The following is a 17,084-nucleotide window of genomic DNA, read 5'->3' on the forward strand; positions in this document are numbered from 1 at the left end:
GCGGGAACAATCGTGCCGGGGCGCCAGTTGCCCCCACTGGAACCAACGGACGACCAGGAAGGCACCCCTTCCCGTGAGCAACATCCCCAGCGTCACCCTGAACGACGGCGCGCAGATCCCGCAGCTCGGTTTCGGCGTGTGGCAGGTGCCGGACGCCGAGGCCACCCCCGCGGTCCGCACCGCGATCGAGGCGGGCTACCGTTCCATCGACACCGCCGCGATCTACGAGAACGAGACCGGCACCGGTGCGGCCATCAACGAGGCGCTGGCGGGTGGCCTCGCCCGCGAGGACCTCTACGTCACCACCAAGCTGTGGAACTCGGGCACCCGTGACTGGTCCGGCGAGCAGGGCCGCGACGCGGTGCTGCGCGAGTTCGACGCCTCGCTGGACAAGCTCGGCCTCGACTACGTCGACCTGTACCTGATCCACTGGCCGCGCCCGATGCACGGCACCTTCCTGAACGTCTGGAAGGCCCTGGAGCAGCTGAAGGAGGGCGGCCGGGTCAAGTCGATCGGCGTCTCCAACTTCGGCCCCGAGCAGCTGACCCGCCTGCTGGACGAGGCCTCGGTCGTCCCGGTGCTGAACCAGGTCGAGCTGCACCCGTACTTCCCGCAGGAGGAGCTGCGCGCCTTCCACGCCCAGCACGGCATCGCCACCGAGGCGTGGAGCCCGCTGGGCCAGGGCGGGGAGCTGCTGGCCGAGCCGGCGCTGGCGAAGATCGCCGAGAAGCACGGCCGCACGGTCGCCCAGGTGGTGCTCCGCTGGCACCTGCAGAACGGCGTGATCGCCATCCCGAAGTCGGTCACCCCGTCCCGCATTTGGGAGAACCTCGACGTCACCGGCTTCGAGCTGGACGCCGAGGACGTCGCGGCGATCGCCGGTGTCGCCACCGGCAAGCGGATCGGCCCGGACCCGCAGGAGTTCGACTGGAACTGATGCCCGCCGCGGGGGCGCCGGCCGAATCGGCCCGGCGCCCCCGACAACGACGGTCCTGACAGCTCTGACTGTCGGTCATATCGAAGTACCGCTCATTCCGGTCAGGAACGAGCGGTACTTCGGTGTACCCGGATTCACCTATGTCAACGGTCGAGTGACGCCGACAACCGCGGACTTGAGGAGCTTTGGTGAATCGTTTTGGCTGTTGTTACCAAAGCTTGGGCTAGAGCCTGGCCGCCTTGGCGATGAGCGCGAGCGCAGCCTCGTGCTCCTCCTCCGGCAGCGGCGCGAGCAGCAGCCGCTGAACCTCGGCCACCCCGGCGGCCGAGCGGTGCAGCAGGTCCTGGCCCGCCGGTGAGAGCGAGAGCAGGTTGCGCCGCCCGTCCGAGGGGTCGCGCCGGCGCTGCACCAGACCGCGGCGCACCAGCCGGCTGACCATCTCGGCCATCGTGGCCTTGTCCAGCGAGGCCAGCTCGCCGACCGTGCGCTGGTCCGCGCCCGGCTCCAGCTCCAGCGCGTCCAACACGGCGAACTGCGGAGCCGTCAGCTCCGCACCGACGTGCTCCGACCAGAGCTTGGTGTGCACCTGCTGGCCGACCCTGATCAGGTAGCCGATCGCCCGCTGGGCGTCCAGTATCGGCCGCGCGTCGGAGAAGACGGCCACCGCCGCGGGCTCCAGCCTGGCTATCTTGGCCATCACCCGGACGATCTCGACCTGCTCCTCGGGCGTGAGCGGCTCGAACAGCACCCGCTGGACGCGGACCACACCACCGGTGGCCTCGCGCACCGCCTGGGCGCCGCTCTGCGAGAGCGCGAGCAGCTTGCGCCGGCCGTCGGCCGGGTCGCGCCTCCGCAGCACGAGGCCGCGGCGGACCAGCCTGGCGACCATCTCGGCCATCGTGGCCTTGTCGAGCGACGCACGCTCGCCGACCGTGCGCTGGTCCGCGCCCGGTTCGAGGGCGAGCACCAGCAGGACCGCGAACTGCGGAGCCGTGAGATCGGCTCCGACGTGCTCGGACCACAGCCGGGTGTGAACCTGCTGCGCAACGCGAATGAGGTGTCCGGGCGACTGCTGCAGTCGCGCGGACACGCGGGTTGTCGGGATCTCCCCCAGCACCATGTATCCGTCCCGATGTCACACCCGGTATGTGTGGGACACCCGGGTGGGGCAGTAACGGCGAGTGGGCGTCCAGCTATGAGGGAGGGCGCTCCAGCCGTGCAGCCGGTGGCTGCTGGCGGACACTATACAAACGGCAGGCCCTTGCTGGCAGGCAGGGGCGGATAGTAGACGCAGGTTCGGCAACATTGGCATATTTACGCGCCGCCACGCCCTTGCGGTAACCCGTTCTCAGCAGAAAGCCGACCGGTCGGTCCTTACCGACCGTCACCTGCGCCTCTCCACCCTGGTCGCCACCCCTACCCGCCGGTAGGGTGTGGGCACCCTCTCCGGGGGCACTCCCCCGGAGGCACCCCCGAGAGAGACGAGAGCGAGCATGACCGAGCAGAGCACCGCCACCAGGGTCGCGGTCGTCACCGGCGCCGCCCGCGGGCTGGGCGCCGCCACCGCCGTCCGGCTGGCCGCCGACGGCTACGCGGTCGCCGTCCTGGACCTGGACGAGGCCGCCGGCAAGGACACCGTCGACCGGATCACCGCCGCCGGCGGGCGGGCCCTGGCCGTCGGCGCCGACGTCTCGGACGCCGAGCAGGTCCAGGCCGCCGTCGACCGCGTGGTCGCCGAGCTCGGCGCCCCCGTCGTCCTGGTCAACAACGCGGGCGTGCTCCGCGACAACCTCCTCTTCAAGATGTCCGAGTCCGACTGGGACACGGTCATGAACGTTCACCTGCGCGGCGCCTTCCTGATGACCCGCGCGGTGCAGAAGCACATGGTGGACGCCGGTTTCGGCCGCATCGTCAACCTGTCCTCCTCGTCCGCCCAGGGCAACCGCGGCCAGGCCAACTACTCCGCCGCCAAGGCGGGCCTGCAGGGCTTCACCAAGACTTTGGCCATCGAGCTGGGCAAGTTCGGCATCACCGCCAACGCCGTCGCCCCCGGCTTCATCGCCACGGACATGACGGCGGCCACCGCCGCCCGGGTCGGCATGGACTTCGAGGACTTCAAGCGGGCCGCGGCCTCCCAGATCCCGGTCCAGCGGGTCGGCGAGCCGGAGGACGTCGCCAACACCATCTCCTTCCTCGCCGGCGAGGGCGCCGGCTTCGTCTCCGGCCAGGTGATCTACGTCGCGGGCGGCCCCCTCGACTGAGCACGGAACCTACACAGGGTGACCACGGAGTGGGGAGCCGGGCGGACCGGCCTCCCGCTCCGCCGTCTTTACCGGGGCTTTTGCAGAATCATTCGAAGACCACACGGGCATTCGATCCGGGAATACTGGAAATCACTCCCCGGGCTATCCGGCGACACCCCAATTGTCGATTTCCCGGGAAAATGACAATTTGCTCCGGGATACCCCCGCTCGGATGGGTATGGTCACCCCGTGCAATCCAGAAGTACCGCCGCTCGCATTCCGCGACAGGAGCCGGAACACCGCACCGCCGACCGTCGGGAACTCCCGATCCCCGACCGCGCCCCGGCCTGCCCGCCCGGCCGCGCACCCGGCCCGACCGGCCCCGACCGCGGCGAGCCCGGCTGGCCGCCGATGAGCCGTCGCCGGGCCTCCCTGTTCGCCGCGACCTTCGCCGGCTACCTGCTGGTCCTGGCCGGCGTCCTGCTCAACACCGACCTGGTCGACCTCGACTGGTCGGTCCGCCTGCTGCGCCCGTACGAGCGGTGGCCCAGCCTGGAGCCGCTGCTCAACGCCTGGGTGGTCGTCGGCCAGCGCGGGCCCAGTGCCATCGCCGCCTTCGCCTGGCTGCTCTGGCGCGCCCGCCGGCTCGGCCGGCTGCGCCCGCTGCTGGTCATGGGCGTCGCCCTGCTGCTGCTCAACGTCACGGTCGGCGCGGTCAAGATCGTCACCGGCCGGCTCGGCCCGCACTACGCCCAGTACGTCGGCTCGCCCGAGCTGTTCTCCGGCGGCACCATCTTCCCCTCCGGCCACACCGCCAACGCCGTGGTCACCTGGGGCGTGCTCGCCTACCTCGCCGTCCGCTGGCGGCGCACCGGCGCGGTGATCGCCGCCGCCACCGCCTGCTCGATCGGCCTGACCACGGTCTACCTGGGCACCCACTGGGTCTCCGACGTGCTGGCAGGCTGGGCCGCCGGACTGCTGGTGCTGCTCTCCCTGCCGCTGCTGGAACCCCTGGTCGCCGTCGCCGAAGAGCGGCTGCACCGACGGTTCGCACGCTGAGCCAGGGCGCCCGGCCTGCTCCAGCGGCGGCAGGGCCTACCCCTCCCAGCTGCGCTCGACCACGCCGTCCCGCACCGCGAGGTTGAGCCGCCCCTCCCGGTACTCCATGGTGATCAGCTGCCCCGGCTCCAGCACCCGGACCGAGGCCCAGCCGTGCCGCCGGGCCAGCTCCCGGGCCCGCTCGATCCGCAGCCCCGCGTACCCCTCGGCGTCCTCTCCCGCGGCGTCCGACCCCGTCATCGCGCCTCCCCGGCTCTCCCCCTCGGACGTACGCTGGAATCGTAGCCCCCACCCGCGCGGCCCGGAGGTGAACGGCGATGCGCACCACCACCCCGCGACGGTGGCGCAGCGGCACCGAGCCGGCCACCGCCCGCAGCGACCTCAAGCTCCGCTTGCTGCTCTCGCTGGCCTTCACCCCGCTGTTCGCGCTGGGGACCGCGGGCTTCGCGTTCTGGGCGGCCTCCTCGCCGGTCGACGGCGCGCCCAGCCGGGGCACCCTGACCGGCTTCGCGATCGCCCTCGGGCTGCTCACCCTGTTCGCCGTCGTCGACCTCGTGGTGGTCATCCGGCGCCGCCGGACCGAGCTCTGACGCGGTGTCTCCCGTGGAGTGGGAAGTCGGCCCGGCCGACTTCCCACTCCGCGTCGCCTACTTGTTGCCCACCGCCTGCTTCACCAGGGTCCGGCCGAAGTCCCACATCAGGCCGCTGCCCCGGTGCGCCTCGTCCATGACCTCGGTGAAGGCGTCCAGGAACCGGTCCGCGTCCCGGTCGGTGATGATCAGCGGTGGGATCAGTTTGATCACCTCCAGGTGGTCCCCGGACACCTGGGTGAGGATCCGGTGCCGCTGGAGCAGCGCGCCGACCACCATCTGCGAGAACAGTCCCTTGCGCGCCGCCTGGAGGGCCGTCCAACCGGTGCGCAGTTTCAGCGACTTGGGACGACCGAACTCGATGCCGATCATCAGCCCGCGGCCGCGCACCTCGGCGAGCAGCTCGTACCGGTCGACCAGGGCGGCCAGCCGCTCGCGGAACCGGTCGCCGACCTGCCGGGCGTTCTCCACCACCTTCTCCTCGCGCATCACCTCGAGGGTGACCAGCCCGGCCGCCATCGCCTGGGCGTTGGAGCCGAAGCTGGCCGAGTGCACCAGGACCCGGTCCATCGAGGAGTACACCTTCTCGAAGATCCAGCTCTTGCCGAGCGTGGCCCCGACCGGCACGTACCCGCCGGAGAGCGCCTTGGCCGCGCACACCAGGTCGGGCAGCACGCCCTCCTCGTGCTGGTAGGCGAAGAAGTCGCCGGTGCGGCCGATGCCGGTCTGCACCTCGTCGCAGATCAGCAGCGCCCTGTGCTCGTGCAGCAGTGCCTGTGCGGCGCGCAGCCAGCCGGGCGGCGCCACCTGGACGCCCTTGCCCTGGATCGGCTCGACGATCAGCGCCGCGACGTCCCCGCGCTTCAGCTCCTTGGCGAGTGCCCCGATGTCGCCGAGCGGGATGGCGGTGTCCGGCAGCAGCGGGTCGAAGCCCTTGCGGAACCCCCTCTCCCCGTTGACCGACAGCGAGCCGGTGGTCAGCCCGTGGAAGGCGTGGTCGGTGTAGAGGACGCGCTTGCGCCCGGTGGCGTACCGGGCGAACTTCAGCGCGGTCTCCACCGCCTCGGTGCCGCTGTTGCCGAAGAACACCCGGTCCAGCCCGGGCGCGTACGACAGCAGCCGCTCGGCGAGCAGCCCGGGCAGCGGCGAGCAGTCGAAGCGGACCAGGTCTGGCAGGTCCAGGTCCATCACCTGCTGGACCGCCGAGCGCACCGCCGGGTGGTGCCGGCCGAGCGCGAAGATGCCGAAGCCGGCCAGCATGTCGAGGTACTCGTTGCCCTCGGCGTCGTAGAAGTACTGGCCCACCGCGCGCTCGTAGTACTTGTCGAAGCCGATGGTGCGCAGCATCCGGGGCAGCTGCGGGTTGAGGTAGCGGCTGTGCAACTCGTAGCGTTCGCCGCCGCGTTCGGCGAGGAGGGCGGCGAGGTCGAAGGCGGGGCGGTCCGGGTCAGCCGGCATGGCGCTGGTTCGCTCCTCGGGTCGGTAGCAGGTTCTTGGCGAAGACGGCGGTCTGGGCCGCGACCCCGGTGCCGGTCAGGCCGGTCTCCTCGAGGATCTCGCCGCGCGCGGCGTGGCCGAGGAACTCCTGCGGCAGGCCGAGCACCCGCAGCGGGACGTCCACGTCGGCGTCGCGCAGCGCCTGGGAGACGGCCGAACCGACGCCGCCGGTACGGCCGTTGTCCTCGACGGTGACCACCAGCCGGTGGGCGGCGGCGAGTTCGGGCAGCACCGGATCGACCGGTTTGACCCAGCGCGGGTCGACCACGGTCGCGGTGAAGCCCTCGGCGAGCAGCAGCCGGGCGGCGTCCAGGCAGGCGGAGGCGGTGCTGCCGACGGCGACCAGCAGGATCTCCGGTGCCGCCCCGGTGCGCAGCAGCACGTCCGTTCCGCCGATCCGTTCGAGCGCCGGGACGGCCGGCCCGACGTTCCCCTTCGGGAAGCGGACCACGGTCGGTGCGTCCTGGACCTCGAGGGCCTCGCGCAGCTGGGCCCGCAGCTGCGCGGCGTCGCGCGGCGCGGCGAGCCGCAGCCCGGGGACGACCTGCAGGATCGACATGTCCCACATGCCGTTGTGCGAGGCTCCGTCCGACCCGGTCACCCCGGAGCGGTCCAGCACGAAGGTGACGCCCAGCCGGTGCAGTGCGACGTCCATCAGGACCTGGTCGAAGGCCCGGTTCAGGAAGGTCGAGTACACCGCCACCACCGGGTGCAGCCCGCCGGTGGCCAGGCCCGCCGCGCTGGTGACGGCGTGCTGCTCGGCGATCCCGACGTCGAAGGTCCGGTCCGGGTACGCCTGGGCGAACGGCGCCAGCCCGACCGGCTGGAGCATCGCGGCGGTGATCGCCACCAGTTCGGGCCGCTCGGCACCGAGCGCGACCAGTTCCTCGCCGAACACCGAGGTCCAGGAGACCCCGGCGCTGGGCGAGATCGGCAGGCAGGTGTACGGGTCGATCGGGTTGACGGCGTGGAAGCGGTCCGCCTCGTCCTGCTCGGCGGGCAGGTAGCCGCGCCCCTTGACGGTCAGGCAGTGCACGATGACCGGGCCGCCGAAGTTGCGGGCCTGCCGCAGCGCCTGTTCCACCGCGCCCACGTCGTGGCCGTCGATCGGCCCGAGGTACTTCAGCCCGAGGTCCTCGAACATGCCCTGCGGGGCGAAGGCGTCCTTGAAGCCCTTCTTGGCCCCGTGCAGCGCGTCGAAGATCGGCTGCCCGACCAGCGGGGTGCGCTGCAGCGCCTCCTTGCCGAGCGCGAGGAAGCGCTCGTAGCCCTGGGTGGTGCGCAGGGTGGCCAGGTGGTTGGCGAGGCCGCCGATGGTCCTGGCGTAGGAGCGCTCGTTGTCGTTGACGACGATGACCAGCGGCCGGTCGCGGGCCTCGGCGATGTTGTTGAGCGCCTCCCAGGCGAGCCCGCCGGTGAGCGCGCCGTCACCGATCACCGCGACGGTGTGCCGGTCGTGCTGGCCGAGCAGCTGGGCGGCCTTGGCCAGCCCGTCGGCGTAGGAGAGCGCGGTGGAGGCGTGCGAGTTCTCGACCAGGTCGTGCTCGGACTCGGCCCGCGAGGGGTAGCCGGACAGGCCGCCCTTCATCCGCAGCCGGGAGAAGTCCTGGCGCCCGGTCAGCAGTTTGTGGACGTAGCTCTGGTGACCGGTGTCGAAGACGATCCGGTCGTACGGCGAGTCGAAGACCCGGTGCAGCGCGATGGTGAGCTCCACCACGCCGAGGTTGGGCCCGAGGTGGCCGCCGGTGCGGGTGACGGCGTCGATCAGGAAGCCGCGGATCTCGTCGGCGAGCAGCGGCAGTTCGGACGCGGGGAGCTTGCGCAGATCGGCCGGGGACATGACGCGGGAGAGCAGTGACATGGGTACACCTCACGACTTTGAAGCGGTGCGGTGGTGCCTCCGCCCACGGGGGCGGGGCCGGCCCGGGCACGGTGGCCCGGGCCGGACGGGAGCTCGGGGGCGGTACGAATCCTGGGACGAAGGTCGCCAGGAGCCGGCTCAGTGCCCGCGGTTGGAGGTGACGGTCTCGGTGATCGCGCGCAGCGACTGCTGGAGCGAGCCCATGGTCGCGAGGACGGCGGTCGGCTCGTAGCCGCAGTGCGCCATGCAGTTCTCGCAGCGCGGGTCCTTGCCGCGCCCGTACTTGCTCCAGTCGGTCTTCTCGACCAGCTCGCGGTAGGTCGGCACGTAGCCGTCCGCCATCAGGTAGCAGGGCCGCTGCCAGCCGAACAGCGAGTAGTTGGGGATGCCCCAGGGGGTGCACTCGAAGTCGGCCTTGCCCTCCAGGAAGTCCAGGAAGAGCGGGCTGTGGTTGAGGCGCCAGCGCTTGCGGTTGCCGCCGGCGAAGGCCTTGCGGAAGAGCTCCCGGGTCTGCTCGACGCCGAGGAAGTGCTCCTGGTCGGGAGCCTTCTCGTAGGCGTAGGCCGGGGAGATCATCATCTCGTCGACCTTCAGCTCGTCATTGAGGTAGTCGAGCACGTCGATGACGGTCTGCGGGGTGTCGGTGTTGAAGAAGGTGCTGTTGGTGGTCACCCGGAAGCCCCGCCGCTTGGCCTCCTTGATCGCCGCGACCGCCTCGTCGAAGGTGCCCTCCTTGGCCACCGACTCGTCGTGCCGCTCGCGCAGGCCGTCGATGTGCACGGCGAAGGTGAAGTACGGCGAGGGCTTGAACTTGTCCATCTTCTTGCGCAGCAGCAGCGCGTTGGTGCAGAGGAAGACGTACTTGCGGCGCTCCACCAGCTGCCGGACGATCTCGTCGATCTGCGGGTGCATGAGCGGCTCGCCGCCGGCGATCGAGACCATCGGGGCACCCGACTCCAGGACCGCGCCGACCGCCTGGGCGACGGGCATCCGCTGCTTGAGCACTCCCGCCGGGTGCTGGATCTTGCCGCAGCCCTCGCAGGCGAGGTTGCAGGCGAACAGCGGTTCCAGCTCGACGATCAGCGGGAACTTGTCCCGTCGCTTGAGCAGCTTCTGCTGCATCAGGTAGGTGCCGACCCGCACGGTCTGGCGCAACGGCATGGCCATGGCTAGCTCGCCTCCTGGGGGAGCGTCGAGGATGTGGGGTGGTTCAGGTCTGCGGAGCCCTCGCCGGGTTCCTGCCGGTACCAGTCGACCAGGGCGGGTACCGTCGCCCGCAGGGTCCGCCAGGCGCGCACCCCGGCCGGCAGGGTGCCCGGGCGCAGCAGCTCGTGCTCGGGGGTGTCCACCACCACCCGCAGCACGGCGACGGGCAGGGCCGGGCGCACCTCCCGCAGCGCGGCCAGCACGGCGGCCGCCTCCATGTCGACGGCGAGCGCGCCCTGCAGGTGCAGGGCGCGCCGCTCGATGCCGCGGACCACGTGGTCGGCGGTGTGGTGCACCCCGGTGTGGGTGGTCAGGCCCTGCTCCTTGAGCGCCCGGGCCAGTTCCGGCCCGGAGCCGACCGGGTAGAGGTGGCCCTCGGCGTCGCGCACGCCGTCGGCGGCGACCACGTCGCCCGGCGCCACGCCCGGCCCGAGGGCGGCGCCGAAGCCCGCCACCACCACCGCGCCGTAGCAGCCCGGGGCGGAGCCGAGCAGCCGTCGGACGGCCGTCCCGGCGCGCCGCCGACCGACCCCGGTGCGCACCAGCACCGGAGGCCCGCCGGCCGCGCCGCGCCAGTCACCGCCGCGCAGGGCCCACACCTCGGGGCCCAGCGCGCAGAGCACCAGCAGGGGTGCGGTGGTCACCGCTTCGCCCCGATCGCCGGAGTACCGCCGGGCCGCACCATGCCCGGGGGGCCGTTGAGGTAGCGGCCGAGCGCGGTGACCGGGAAGACCAGCCGGTACAGGTGGTAGTTGATGGAGAAGTCCCACGGGAAGCCGGTGCCGGTGAACTGCGGCTCGTCCCAGGTGCCTTCGGGCAGCTGGGTGCGCACCAGCCACTCCACGCCGCGCTCCACCGCCGGGTTGGCCCGGCCGTCCGGGCCCTCGCCGGCGGCGAGCAGCGCCATCAGCGCCCACGCGGTCTGCGAGGCGGTGGAGTCGCCGCGGCCGGCCCAGCGCGCCGGGTCGTCGTAGGAGCGCATGTCCTCGCCCCAGCCGCCGTCGGCGTTCTGCCGGTCCTCCAGCCAGCGCACCGCCCGGCGGATCGCCGGGTGCTCGTCCGGGACGCCGGCCGCGACCAGTGCGGGCAGCACCGAGCCGGTGCCGTAGATGTAGTTGGTGCCCCAGCGGCCGAACCAGGAGCCGTCCGCCTCCTGGTTGCGCAGCAGCCACTCGATGCCGCGCCGGGTCCGCGGGTCGCGCGCCCGGCCGGTCTCGGCGAGCATCTCCACCACGTGGGCGGTGACGTCGGCGGACGGCGGGTCGACCACCTCGCCGAAGTCGCAGAACGGCAGCTTGTTCGGCAGCAGGCTGGTGTTGTCGACGTCGAAGGCACCCCAGGCGCCGTTCTTGGACTGCATGCCGAGGTTCCACAGCACGCCCCGGTCCACCGCCGCGTCGACCCTGGCCGGGTCGGGGTGGGCGACCCGGCGCAGCGCGAGCACCACCTCGGCGGTGTCGTCGATGTCGGGGTAGGTGTCGTTCTCGAACTCGAAGGCCCAGCCGCCGGCCGGCAGGGCGGGCCGCTGGACGGACCAGTCGCCGCGCTTGCGGATCTCCTCGCCGAGCATCCAGTCGACGGCGGAGACCAGCGCCGGGTGGTCGGCCGGCACCCCGGCGTCGACCAGCGCGATGGTGGCCAGGCAGGTGTCCCAGACCGGGGACTGGCAGGCCTCCATCCAGCGCATGCCGTCCTCGGTGTGCACGGTGAAGCGGTCGAAGGAGGAGAGCCCGGCCTTCACCACCGGGTGCTCCAGCTCGTAGCCCTCCAGGTGCAGGGCGATCAGCGAGTAGACGGCCGGCGGCTGGATGCCGCCCCAGCAGCCGTCGGCCTCCTGCCGCTCGACGATCCAGCGGCAGGCCTGGGCGATGGCGAGCCGGCGCAGCGGCCGGAACGCCCGGCGGTGGTAGGCGTGCAGCACCCGGTCCAGGCGCTCGAACAGGCCGTCCCAGCTGGTGGCGGGGGCGAGCGGCCGGTCGGGGTACGGGTGGTCCGGGTCGGTGTGCAGCTCGGTGAGCGCGAAGGGGGCCGGACGGACCGGACGGTGGGCCGAGACGATGGTCAGCGGGACGATGGTCTGGCGGGCCCAGCAGCCGAAGGCGTAGATGTTCAGCGGCAGCCACTTGGGCAGGAAGATGATCTCGGGCGGCATCTCTGGCAGCCGCTCCCAGGGCCACCAGCCGAAGAGCGCGAGCCAGATCCGGGTGAACACCCGGGCGGCCGCGATGCCCCCGGCGGAGCGGACGTACCGCGCGGCGGCCAGCATGTGCGGGGCGTTCGGGTCGTCGCCGGCGAGCTTGAGGGCGACGTACGCCTCGACGGTGGTGGACAGCTCGGCCGGCCCGCCGTGGAAGGTGGCCCAGGTGCCGTCCTCCCGCTGCTGGGAGCGGATCCACTCGGCGGTCGCCCGGGTCTGCTCCTCCGTCCTGATGCCCAGGAACTGGCGGAGCAGTAAGTCCTCGGCGTCCATGGTGACGTTGGTCTCCAGGTCGCCCTTCCACCAGCCCTCGGAGGACTGCAGCGAGAGCAGGTGGGTGGTGGCGCGCGCCAGGGCCTCGCGCGCGTCGCCGGGCTGCCGGTCCGCCTCACCGGCTGGCCGCGGCCGGTCGGTGTCCTCGGGCTGCCACCGGCCCGCGCCCAGCAGGGCCGGGGGGCGGTCGCCCACCGCGACCGGCTCGGGATCGTACTCAGGGTCGAGCCGGCCGTCCGCGGTTGCTGTCAACGTAACGTCACCTCTCTCGTACCACCACGAATTCGGCGAGTGCGACGAAGTGCTCGCGCACCTCGTCTGACATGGGCACCTCGTCCAGGGCGGCGAGGGCAGTCGTGTGCTGGCGGCGGGCCTCCTCCTGGGTCCAGGCGCGACCGCCTGCCTCCTCGATCAGCGCGGCCCGGACGGCGAGCTCGGGCTCGCTCTCCTCGCCCCGGCCCTTCGGGTCCGCGAGCTGCTCGGCCAGCCGGCGCGAGGCGGCCCCGCCCTCGGCGAGCGCGGCGGCGACCGGCAGGGACTTCTTGCGCTGGCGCAGGTCGCCCCAGTGCGGCTTGCCGGTGACCTCGGTCGCGCCCCAGATGCCCAGCAGGTCGTCCACCGCCTGGAAGGCCAGGCCCAGGTGGTGGCCGTAGCGCTGGAGCGCGGCGGAGACCTTGTCGTCGGCCCCGGCCAGGACGGCGCCGATCGCCGAAGCGGCGGCCAGCAGGGCCGCCGTCTTGCCACCCTCCATCTCCAGGCACTCGGCGACGGTGACGGTGTCGCGCTGTTCGAAGGCGACGTCCCTGGCCTGGCCGTCGATCAGCCGGCGGGTCGCCGTGGTGAGCAGCCGGACGGCACGCGCGGCATCGGCGGGGCTCGCACCGCCGGTGTCCCCGGCGTCGAGCAGCACCTCCGTGCCGAGCGTCGCCAGGGCGTCGCCGACCAGGATCGCCTGGGCCGGACCGAACACCGTCCAGGCGGTGGCCCGGTGCCGGCGGGTCTCGTCACCGTCCATCAGATCATCATGGAGCAGGGAGAAGTTGTGCACCAGTTCAACAGCCACCCCGCCGGGCACGCCCGCCTCGGCCGCCTCACCCGCGGCCCGGGCCGACAGCAGCGCCAGCGCCGGGCGCACGGCCTTGCCGCCGTCGCCCGCCACCGGGGTGCCGTCCCGGTCGATCCAGCCGAAGTGGTAGGCCGCGACGGTGTCCATCGGTGCGGCCAGACGGGCGACGGCGGCGCGTAGCGGCGGGGTGCAGAGCGTACGGCTGCGGGCGAGCAGCTCCGGCACCGAGACCGGTTCGGCGTGCGCCGTGCCTCCGACGGCGAAGCCGGTGCGTGACTCCACGTGCGTTCCCTCTCCCTCGTGGTGCCGGACCGCACGGGGCGGCCGGGTGCTGTCGGTGCGGCTGGTGTCGATGCCGGTGGTGGCGGTGCTCGCGGTGGCGGACCGAACGGTGCCGGTACGGCCGATGGGGCCGGTGGGGCCGACGGTACGCCCGTCGGCTCTGGCGGGCTCTCCGGCGACGGTGCCCGCCGTCACCTGGGCCACCGCCCGTCGCCCCGGTCGACCGGCACCCGGTTGCCGGCCGCGGCGAGCACGGCGTCGGCGGCGGCGTGGCCGCTGCGCACGGCGCCCTCCATGGTCGCGGGCCAGCCGGTGGCGGTCCACGCGCCGGCCAGCAGCAGCCCGGGCACGCCGGTCGCGGCCCCGGGGCGCAGCTCGGCGCTGCCGGGCGCCCCGTCGAAGGTGGCGGTGCGCTCCCGGGTGACGAAGAAGTCCAGCACCTCGGCGTCGGCGGCGGCCGGGAGCAGCCGGGACAGCTCGGGCAGGTAGCGGCGGCGCAGCTCGGCGACCGGAAGGTCGATCTCGTCCTGGACGGCGGACTGCGAGAGCGCCAGGTACTGGGCGCCGGGGTGGGCCCGGCCGATCGTGGTGCCGAGCAGGCCGGAGTGGGTGGTGCGGTCGAAGACCCACTGGACCGGGCTGCCGAGCGCGGCGAAGAAGGGCCGGCGCAGCACCTTGCGGTCGTAGACCACGTGCACGTTGAGGATCGGCGTGGTGCCGAACCCGGCCAGCCGTTCCTGCCCGGGGACGGCGCCGGGCGGCAGCAGGGCGTCGGCGGTGTCCTGGGCGCCGGCCAGCACGACGGTGTCGGCGGTGAACAGCTGCCCGTCCTCCAGGCGGACGGCGTGTTGGGGCGCGGCCGGCTTGAGTTCCGCGACCCGGGCGCGCAGCAGCACCCGCACGCCGGCGCGTTCCAGCTCGGCGAGCGCCCGGTCGTGGTGGATCACGCCGAGCGGGACGGCGGCCATGCCGATGTCGGAGGCTCCCGGGTCGGAGAGCAGGCCGGTCTTGAAGACCATCGCGGCGAGCGCCAGCGACACCCCGTCGGCCCGGGCGTTCAGGGTGGCGACGCCGACCAGGTCCCACAGCGCGGCGGTGGTGGCGGCGTTCTGCCCGTTGCGGCGCAGCCACTCGCCGAAGGAGAGCCGGTCCAGCGCCGGGTCGGCGAGGTCCAGCCCGTTCAGGGCGAGCGCGCCGCGGACCACCCGGGCGCGGTCGGCCGGCGACAGGTGCGGGTAGCGGGCGAGGCTGCCGGCCAGGTGCAGCGGAACGGGCAGGCCGGTCCGGCGCAGTCGGCCCAGGGTGCGCACCGGGACCTCGTCGGAGCCGGTGACGGAGAGCACCGGGACGTCCAGGCGGTTCTGGAGGTGGGTCATCCGGGTGGCGCCGAGGCGCTCCAGCAGGCCGCGGTAGGCGGTGCAGCAGCGCAGGAAGACGTGCTGGCCGTTGTCGACGGTCAGCTCGCCGCGTTGGAAGGAGAACGCCAGGCCACCGAGCCGGGGGCGCCCCTCCGCGAGGGTGACGTCGTGACCGGCCTCGGCCAGCCGCAGGGCGGTGGTGATCCCGGCCAGGCCGCCGCCGACCACGACGGCGGCCGGGCGCGCGGCAACGGCTCGCCCGGTCATCGGCCCTCCCCCTCGTACTCACCGGACCGCCCGGAGGCGGTCGCTGTGGCCGGCCCGCTGGTGGCCGGCACGGTCGTGGTCAGCATCGTGCTCAACACGGCTCTACCCGGATGTGATTCCCCGCTGACACAGCGTGACAGAACTGTCGCGAGATTCAAGAACGCCCCCCGGCGAGCCCGGAAAGCGCGACGTACGCCTTCTCCCAGCCCGGCAGCGAGACCCGGCCGCGCAGCACCGACTCCGGGTCGGCGGCGATCCGGCCGAGCAGCCGGTGGTAGATCCCGGCCATCGCCGCGGTGCAGGCGCGGCTGCGGCGGTCGAGCATCGGCAGCAGCCGCAGGCCCTCCTCGAAGGCGGCCTGGGCGCGGGCGGCCTCGAAGGCCACCAGTCCGGTGAAGTCGGCACCGGCCGGCGGCTTGGACAGCGCGAAGCCCTGCTCGCAGCCGAACCGGACCAGGTCCTCGGTGGGCAGGTAGGTACGGCCGTTCAGGGCGTCCTCGCGCAGGTCGCGCAGGATGTTGGTGAGCTGCAGGGCCAGGCCCAGGGTGTCCGCGTACCGGGCCCCGCGTTCGGGGTCGTCGCAGCCGTAGACGCCCAGCGAGAGCCGGCCGATGGCGCCGGCCACGCAGCGGCAGTAGACCTTCAGCTCCTCGTACGTCTGGTACTCGGCGCCCTTGAGGTCCATCTCCACGCCGTCGATCAGCTCGTCGAAGCCGCCGAGCGGGATCGGGAAGCGGCGGGCCGCGTCGGCCAGGGCGACCTTGATCGGGTCGGTGTCGTCCTCGGCGACCGTCCCGGAGCGGACCTCGTCCACCAGCTCCCGGGTGCGCACCAGCGCCTCGGCCTTGCGGTCGGCCGGGAGGTCGCCGTCGCCGATGTCGTCCACCCGGCGGGCCAGCGCGTACAGGGCCGACATGGCCAGCCGCTTGGGTTCGGGCAGCAGCCGGATGCCGTAGCTGAAGTTGCGCGCCTGCAGCCCGGTGACTGCCTCGCAGTACCGGTACGCCGCCATGACCTGGGCCGACGCCAGTGGTGATGCCGCCACTCGGGCGTTCACCTTCCCTTCGCGAAGATGGCCGCCGCCTTCACTGCGAGGCGGCGCTTGTCCGGCTTCGCCTGCCGGGCGAGCACGTCGTACCCGGCGTCCTCGATGGCCGCCAGGGCCGCGTAGCCGCCTGCGGTGAATCCCGCCAGGAGCAGTCGAAGCCTCCCCCGAACCGTACCTACCAATGGTGCGCCGCGGTCGAGCAGGGTGCGGGCCCGTTCGGCCTCGAAGGCGATCAGTTCCCGGACGGCTCCGGTCGCGCTGGAAGCGGCGAGCTCCTCCTCGGTGACGCCGAAGCGTTCGAGGTCCTCGGTGGGGAGGTAGATCCGGCCGCGGGACAGGTCCTCGGCCACGTCCTGCAGGTGTTCGACCACCTGGAGGGCGGTGCAGATCGCGTCGGAGAGGGCGATCCGCTCGGGGGTGGAGACGCCCGCGATGGCCAGCACCAGGCGGCCGACCGGGTCGGCGGAGAGGGTGCAGTAGCCGACCAGGTCGTCGTAGCCGGCGTAGCGGGTGGTGGTCTGGTCCACCCGGTTGGCCTCGATCAGACGGCGGAACGGCTCGGGGGTCAGGCCGTGCCGGTCGACCAGCGGGACGAGCGCGCGCATCAGCGGGTGGCGGGGCCGCTCGGCGTCGGCCGGACGCAGGGCCGTCTCGAACGCCCGGTCGAGGTCGCGCTCCAGTCCGTCGAGCAGGGCGAGCCGGAAGGAGGCCTCCTCGGGGCTCGGCGGGCCGGACTGGGCCGAAGGGGTGGCGGGGGGCCGCTGCTCGACCCCGAGCAGGGCGGCGGTGGCGGCCGGGTCGGCCAGGTCTCCGTCGCCGGCGTCGTCGACCAGCCGGGCGAAGCCGTAGACCGCCATCAGGTCGTCGCGCCAGGCCGCGGGCAGGAAGAAGGGGGCGACCGGGAAGTTCTCGGCACCCGCCTTCTCCAGGGTCTGTCCCGCGACGGGGTTCACCGGCGTATCTCTGGGCTGGGCCGAAGCCGACACTGCAGTCACTCCCCCGTTCTACACCGCTGGGCATCACCGGTCCGACTCGGACACGCGTCCGAGCGCGGGCGTCACCTACGGCACACCACCCCCGCGCCCCCAGCCTGACACCACGCGCCGCGCCCGAGAAGAGCGCCCCGCCCGGCGCACGGTGGCGCTCACCCCCGCGGCGGAGGCCGGCCAAGCGTACCGGCGGGCCGAACGTCGAGGGGCC

At 72.9% G+C, this 17,084-nt stretch carries 15 protein-coding genes; 4 read left to right on the forward strand and 11 right to left on the reverse strand.

What is annotated here, in order from left to right; all coding sequences use genetic code 11:
• The first annotated feature begins 73 nt into the window (after positions 1–73).
• Positions 74–937 carry an aldo/keto reductase gene (locus O1G21_RS07905; RefSeq protein ID WP_270141989.1) on the forward strand — a complete coding sequence of 288 codons (864 nt, stop codon included), beginning with the start codon at positions 74–76 and terminating at the stop codon, positions 935–937.
• A 223-nt stretch (positions 938–1,160) separates the two neighbouring features.
• On the opposite strand, the gene O1G21_RS07910 is transcribed toward O1G21_RS07905, so the two are convergent.
• The gene (locus tag O1G21_RS07910) at positions 1,161–2,027 is read right to left on the reverse strand and encodes a MarR family winged helix-turn-helix transcriptional regulator (protein WP_270141991.1); all 867 of its coding nucleotides are present in this window, start codon (positions 2,025–2,027) and stop codon (positions 1,161–1,163) included.
• Between the two features lie 403 nt (positions 2,028–2,430).
• On the opposite strand from O1G21_RS07910, the gene fabG reads away from it, so the two are divergent.
• Complete coding sequence (gene fabG / locus O1G21_RS07915; RefSeq protein ID WP_270141993.1) at positions 2,431–3,198, forward strand: 3-oxoacyl-ACP reductase FabG; 768 nt, start codon at positions 2,431–2,433, stop codon at positions 3,196–3,198.
• Between the two features lie 231 nt (positions 3,199–3,429).
• Positions 3,430–4,239: a phosphatase PAP2 family protein gene (locus O1G21_RS07920; protein WP_270141995.1), complete on the forward strand. Its 810-nt coding sequence runs from the start codon at positions 3,430–3,432 to the stop codon at positions 4,237–4,239.
• A 36-nt stretch (positions 4,240–4,275) separates the two neighbouring features.
• On the opposite strand, the gene O1G21_RS07925 is transcribed toward O1G21_RS07920, so the two are convergent.
• Positions 4,276–4,479 carry an I78 family peptidase inhibitor gene (locus tag O1G21_RS07925; protein WP_270141997.1) on the reverse strand — a complete coding sequence of 68 codons (204 nt, stop codon included), beginning with the start codon at positions 4,477–4,479 and terminating at the stop codon, positions 4,276–4,278.
• Between the two features lie 77 nt (positions 4,480–4,556).
• On the opposite strand from O1G21_RS07925, the gene O1G21_RS07930 reads away from it, so the two are divergent.
• A complete protein-coding gene (locus O1G21_RS07930) occupies positions 4,557–4,829 on the forward strand; it encodes a DUF6343 family protein (RefSeq protein WP_270141998.1) in 273 nt (90 codons plus the stop codon).
• 57 nt (positions 4,830–4,886) lie between these two features.
• On the opposite strand, the gene O1G21_RS07935 is transcribed toward O1G21_RS07930, so the two are convergent.
• The 9 genes from O1G21_RS07935 to hpnC all read right to left on the reverse strand — a co-directional run bounded on the left by O1G21_RS07935 (position 4,887) and on the right by hpnC (position 16,837).
• Complete coding sequence (locus O1G21_RS07935; RefSeq protein ID WP_270141999.1) at positions 4,887–6,287, reverse strand: aspartate aminotransferase family protein; 1,401 nt, start codon at positions 6,285–6,287, stop codon at positions 4,887–4,889.
• A complete protein-coding gene (gene dxs, locus O1G21_RS07940; protein ID WP_270142001.1) occupies positions 6,277–8,187 on the reverse strand; it encodes a 1-deoxy-D-xylulose-5-phosphate synthase in 1,911 nt (636 codons plus the stop codon). Before dxs ends, O1G21_RS07935 begins: the two co-directional genes overlap by 11 nt.
• Before the next feature lie 138 nt (positions 8,188–8,325).
• Complete coding sequence (gene hpnH / locus O1G21_RS07945) at positions 8,326–9,354, reverse strand: adenosyl-hopene transferase HpnH (protein WP_270142003.1); 1,029 nt, start codon at positions 9,352–9,354, stop codon at positions 8,326–8,328.
• 2 nt (positions 9,355–9,356) lie between these two features.
• The gene (locus O1G21_RS07950; RefSeq protein ID WP_270142005.1) at positions 9,357–10,037 is read right to left on the reverse strand and encodes a 5'-methylthioadenosine/S-adenosylhomocysteine nucleosidase family protein; all 681 of its coding nucleotides are present in this window, start codon (positions 10,035–10,037) and stop codon (positions 9,357–9,359) included.
• Positions 10,034–12,115, reverse strand: a complete 2,082-nt coding sequence (shc, locus tag O1G21_RS07955) for a squalene--hopene cyclase (protein WP_270142007.1) — start codon at positions 12,113–12,115, stop codon at positions 10,034–10,036. Before shc ends, O1G21_RS07950 begins: the two co-directional genes overlap by 4 nt.
• Before the next feature lie 7 nt (positions 12,116–12,122).
• Positions 12,123–13,211, reverse strand: coding sequence for a polyprenyl synthetase family protein (locus O1G21_RS07960; RefSeq protein ID WP_405000790.1), 1,089 nt, complete (start codon positions 13,209–13,211; stop codon positions 12,123–12,125).
• A 191-nt stretch (positions 13,212–13,402) separates the two neighbouring features.
• Positions 13,403–14,836 carry a hydroxysqualene dehydroxylase HpnE gene (gene hpnE / locus O1G21_RS07965; RefSeq protein ID WP_270142009.1) on the reverse strand — a complete coding sequence of 478 codons (1,434 nt, stop codon included), beginning with the start codon at positions 14,834–14,836 and terminating at the stop codon, positions 13,403–13,405.
• A gap of 154 nt (positions 14,837–14,990) precedes the next feature.
• Positions 14,991–15,848, reverse strand: a complete 858-nt coding sequence (gene hpnD, locus O1G21_RS07970; protein ID WP_270150832.1) for a presqualene diphosphate synthase HpnD — start codon at positions 15,846–15,848, stop codon at positions 14,991–14,993.
• A gap of 41 nt (positions 15,849–15,889) precedes the next feature.
• A complete protein-coding gene (hpnC, locus tag O1G21_RS07975; RefSeq protein WP_270142011.1) occupies positions 15,890–16,837 on the reverse strand; it encodes a squalene synthase HpnC in 948 nt (315 codons plus the stop codon).
• Between the last annotated feature and the right edge of the window lie 247 nt (positions 16,838–17,084).

The organism is Kitasatospora cathayae (assembly GCF_027627435.1).
Classification (GTDB): Bacteria; Actinomycetota; Actinomycetes; order Streptomycetales; family Streptomycetaceae; genus Kitasatospora; species Kitasatospora cathayae.

What these genes read in the sequence shown, in the direction of transcription:
- fabG (WP_270141993.1), top strand. Translation starts at nt 2,431, where the DNA reads ATGACCGAGCAGAGCACCGCCACCAGGGTCGCGGTCGTCACCGGCGCC.
- O1G21_RS07925 (WP_270141997.1), bottom strand. Translation starts at nt 4,479, where the DNA reads ATGACGGGGTCGGACGCCGCGGGAGAGGACGCCGAGGGGTACGCGGGG.
- O1G21_RS07930 (WP_270141998.1), top strand. Translation starts at nt 4,557, where the DNA reads ATGCGCACCACCACCCCGCGACGGTGGCGCAGCGGCACCGAGCCGGCC.
- O1G21_RS07935 (WP_270141999.1), bottom strand. Translation starts at nt 6,287, where the DNA reads ATGCCGGCTGACCCGGACCGCCCCGCCTTCGACCTCGCCGCCCTCCTC.
- dxs (WP_270142001.1), bottom strand. Translation starts at nt 8,187, where the DNA reads ATGTCACTGCTCTCCCGCGTCATGTCCCCGGCCGATCTGCGCAAGCTC.
- hpnH (WP_270142003.1), bottom strand. Translation starts at nt 9,354, where the DNA reads ATGGCCATGCCGTTGCGCCAGACCGTGCGGGTCGGCACCTACCTGATG.
- hpnE (WP_270142009.1), bottom strand. Translation starts at nt 14,836, where the DNA reads ATGACCGGGCGAGCCGTTGCCGCGCGCCCGGCCGCCGTCGTGGTCGGC.
- hpnD (WP_270150832.1), bottom strand. Translation starts at nt 15,848, where the DNA reads ATGGCGGCGTACCGGTACTGCGAGGCAGTCACCGGGCTGCAGGCGCGC.